The sequence below is a fragment of the Cyanobacteriota bacterium genome (genome assembly GCA_025054735.1).
GTDB lineage: Bacteria > Cyanobacteriota > Cyanobacteriia > SKYG9 > SKYG9 > SKYG9.
In genome coordinates this window covers 1-3,571 of sequence record JANWZG010000402.1, presented here as the reverse complement: position 1 = coordinate 3,571, position 3,571 = coordinate 1, and the positions used below count along the sequence as shown (strand labels likewise).

Genomic DNA, 3,571 nt, shown 5'->3' with positions numbered 1-3,571 from the left:
TGTCCATCTGGCCGCCAATGCGAGCAATTTCTGAGCCTAGTCCTAGGCGATTTAAGACTTTGACCCCATTTGACCACAGGGAAATAGCTGCTCCGGCTGGGCGTAACTCCTTGACGCGATCGTAGACCTCCACCTCGTAGCCTGCCTGTTGAAGTGCAATTCCGGCTGTTAATCCACCCATGCCAGCGCCAATCACAATCGCCTTCAGATTTTGCATGACCCTTCATGTTTCATAAAACAACATCATCAAGACCATATGCCCACTTTTGAGAGCACAGCAGCAACGAAAGCTACTGAACCCTAACCATAGCCATCATGGTAGCTAAAGATTTCTAACAGTGTGTATACAGATATTTCTAATAATCGTGAGGGTATGACTAGTTTGGTTAAGGATTCTTGAGGGATCATAAAAAAGAGCTGAACCCCGATCGGGAAACCGGACTTTTATGTCATCATCAGTAGTGTAACCAACTAAATCTGATGTTTTTGCATTACAGGACGTTTTTGTATGGCTACTCTCCGACTAGGTGACACAGTTCCTAACTTCACTCAACAGTCTACTGAGGGTGAAATCAACTTCTATGAGTGGGCTGGCAATAGCTGGGTTGTACTCTTTTCTCACCCCAAAGATTTCACCCCCGTCTGCACCACTGAACTAGGGATTGTCGCAAAGCTCAAGCCCGAATTTGATAAGCGTAACGTTAAGGTGATTGCTCTTAGTGTTGATGATGTTGACTCTCATAATGGCTGGGTAGGTGACATTGAAGAAACTCAGGGAGTTAAGCTTAACTACCCCATCCTGGCAGACCCCGACCACAAAGTGTCTGACCTGTACGACATGATCCACCCCAACTCCAATGCGATGTTGACGGTGCGTACTGTGTTCATCATTGATCCCAACAAAAAACTACGCCTGACACTCACCTATCCCCCCAGCACTGGCCGCAACTTTGATGAGATCTTGCGAGTGATTGATTCTCTGCAACTGACTGACAACTACAGTGTTGCTACCCCTGGCAACTGGAAAGATGGTGATGACTGTGTAGTCGTACCTTCCATCCCTACTGAAGAAGCTAAGCAGAAGTTCCCCAAAGGAGTAACTGAAGTTAAGCCCTACTTGCGCATGACTCCTCAGCCCAACAAGTAGTTGCTGTTGAAGCTTGTAGTGAGGACTGATGAGGACTAAAGTTCTCACTACTGGCATTCTAACGGCTCAAATTAGCAGCAGCATATCACCTTTGCTTCATAGCCAGCAACTCTAAACTGTTCGCCACATCTGACTTGTTAGAAGGTTTAACCTTCGGCTGAGTACAAAAGAGATCCATGCTCCATCACGTACTTAAGTGGAATTTTAGGGTTGTTGATATCTTTTCCACCCCGGCTATGCCATCTTACTTCCCACTGATTGTAAAAATACTCAAGATCAGTTGGAGTCAGCTTGTATATAGCAATAAGGTTAATTCCTCTGTATACGGCAAATATCCAATCTACCTGTCTATATTTTTCGATAATTCTGGGATTGATGTGATGATGTGTTGAAAAGCTCTTAGTCAAAGCTATATTTACTGACTTTAGCTCATACTCGTTGCCAAATTCATCTACAGCGTCATTGCCTTCTCGACCAGGCAAAATTACTAATCCAGTCACTAGCAAAACTTGAAGAATCTTACCGCCGTTATCCTGGAAAATATCGTTGATACCATGCTTGGTCGCAAGCTCTTGATACCTTTGGATATATGGGAACAACTCATCGAGAATTGCTTTATCTGGATGGGGCATCATTCTGATTCGTCCCTTAGAAGCTCAGCAATGTCAACCTCCAAGGCTCTAGCTAAGCGCTCCATGTTATCAATCGACACATTGCGCTCACTTCGTTCAACGGAGCCTACATAGGTACGATGCAGACCTGCCAAGTCAGCAAGTGCCTCTTGCGACAGACCCTTTAATTGACGAATCTGTCGTAGCCTTTTCGCAAAAAGTCTTCTAGCATCAGAGGACACAGGCTTAGAGATTGACATAATCTCCATAGTTGGGATAATGATGACGATGAGTCTACAGACTATGAGTAGCGTTTCTGTTTGAGGTTGAACTATTTTGCGGCAAGTAGAGTTTCCTGTAGATCTTGAGTCTTTTGGGAATGCACCAGGCTATTTGACTGATATGGGCGCATCTTTCTGTGGTGACTCCCTAGAACTGCTCAGCAAGCTGCCAAACAGCAGCATTAACTTAGTCTTGACTAGTCCTCCGTTTGCGCTTCAGCGAAGGAAAGAATACGGGAATAAAGATCAAGCTGAATATATTGAGTGGCTTGCAAACTTTGCTGCAATTGTTTACCAGAAGCTTAAAGATGACGGCAGCTTTGTCCTAGATTTGGGTGGGGCCTATGAAAAGGGAAAACCTGTCAGGAGCCTATACAACTTCAGAATTCCAATTCACTTTTGCGATGAGATAGGTTTTTTTCTAGCAGAAGATTTTTACTGGTTCAATCCCTCAAAATTGCCTAGCCCGATTGAGTGGGTTAACAAGAAAAAAATAAGAGCTAAGGATTCGGTGAACACAGTATGGTGGTTCAGTAAATCTGAATTTCCAAAGTCTGACATAACCAGAGTTTTAACAGAATATAGTTCTAGGATGAAAAAACTCCTGGAGAATCCAGAGAAATTTTACAATCCTAAGAAACGCCCATCTGGACATGACATTAGTAAAGGCTTCGGAAAGGACAATGGAGGTGCAATTCCTTCTAATCTGCTACAAATTCCCAATTCTGAGTCAAATGGTCAGTATCTTAGAGGCTGTAAGGCTTTAGGTTTAAAAGCTCATCCCGCACGATTTCCTAGCAAGCTTCCAGAATTTTTTATTCGCTTTCTGACTGAGCCTGGAGATCTAGTCGTCGATATCTTCGCAGGCTCCAACACAACTGGCTTTGTAGCTGAACAGGAAAATAGGTATTGGTTAGCCTTTGAAAGAGAGCTTCAATATCTCGCGACATCTTCATTTCGCTTTATAGAAGAAGACGCAAATGAAGATGACATCAGGCTTTTATATGAAGAAATTATGTCAGGTGCTGCTAAGGAAATAGTTCATCATTCAAGACAATTACGTCTCTTTGAGAAGGCGACGCGCTATCCAGCGTAATGAAGTGCAGAGCTGTGGGGATTGTCGTCCAACGGGTTAGTGGACTTTTATTTAGTGATTCGACCCTGGAGCCAGTAGGTAGTCATATTGCCTTTACCTTTGATGTGGATGCAGCCGCGCTGCACTAGGTGGTAACGATCGCGAAGCCGCCCATAAGTAGCCTCAGTTACCTGAATTTTCCCTGGTTCGCCATAAGATTCCATGCGGTTGGCAACATTAACCGTATCTCCCCATAGGTCGTAGATAAACTTCTTGGTGCCAATGACCCCAGCTACAACCATCCCAGAGTTAATGCCAATGCGAATGCGGATGGGATCGCCTGCTGCGGTGTAAAAGTTCTGCATTGCAGCCTGCATGGCTAGGGCTAGCTCTGCAATCGCCTCGGCATGATCCTCACGTGGTATTGGTAAGCCAGCCGCTACCATATAGGCATCTC

Annotated in this window: 6 protein-coding genes; 2 read left to right on the top strand and 4 right to left on the bottom strand. The window is 44.6% G+C overall.

All coding sequences use genetic code 11. The annotated features are described in order from the left end of the window. Nucleotides 1-217: NAD(P)-binding protein (locus tag NZ772_15840; protein ID MCS6815027.1), on the bottom strand; the 217-nt coding region annotated here is incomplete at its 3' end. A gap of 291 nt (nucleotides 218-508) precedes the next feature. On the opposite strand from NZ772_15840, the gene NZ772_15835 reads away from it, so the two are divergent. After that, entirely contained in the window at nucleotides 509-1,147 is a 639-nt protein-coding gene (locus tag NZ772_15835; GenBank protein MCS6815026.1) for a peroxiredoxin, read from the top strand. Nucleotides 1,148-1,293: 146 nt separating this feature from the next. Here the strand turns inward: NZ772_15835 and NZ772_15830 are convergent, their stop codons facing one another. Both NZ772_15830 and NZ772_15825 read right to left on the bottom strand, forming a co-directional pair. Further along, nucleotides 1,294-1,782: a restriction endonuclease gene (locus NZ772_15830; protein ID MCS6815025.1), complete on the bottom strand. Its 489-nt coding sequence runs from the start codon at nucleotides 1,780-1,782 to the stop codon at nucleotides 1,294-1,296. Then, the gene (locus NZ772_15825) at nucleotides 1,779-2,018 is read right to left on the bottom strand and encodes a helix-turn-helix domain-containing protein (protein ID MCS6815024.1); all 240 of its coding nucleotides are present in this window, start codon (nucleotides 2,016-2,018) and stop codon (nucleotides 1,779-1,781) included. Before NZ772_15825 ends, NZ772_15830 begins: the two co-directional genes overlap by 4 nt. 142 nt (nucleotides 2,019-2,160) lie before the next feature. Here NZ772_15825 and NZ772_15820 point away from each other — a divergent pair, with 142 nt between their 5' ends. Next, nucleotides 2,161-3,135, top strand: a complete 975-nt coding sequence (locus NZ772_15820; GenBank protein MCS6815023.1) for a site-specific DNA-methyltransferase — start codon at nucleotides 2,161-2,163, stop codon at nucleotides 3,133-3,135. 47 nt (nucleotides 3,136-3,182) lie between these two features. Here the strand turns inward: NZ772_15820 and NZ772_15815 are convergent. Next, on the bottom strand, nucleotides 3,183-3,571 hold a 389-nt coding region (locus NZ772_15815), incomplete at its 5' end, for an adenylate/guanylate cyclase domain-containing protein (protein MCS6815022.1).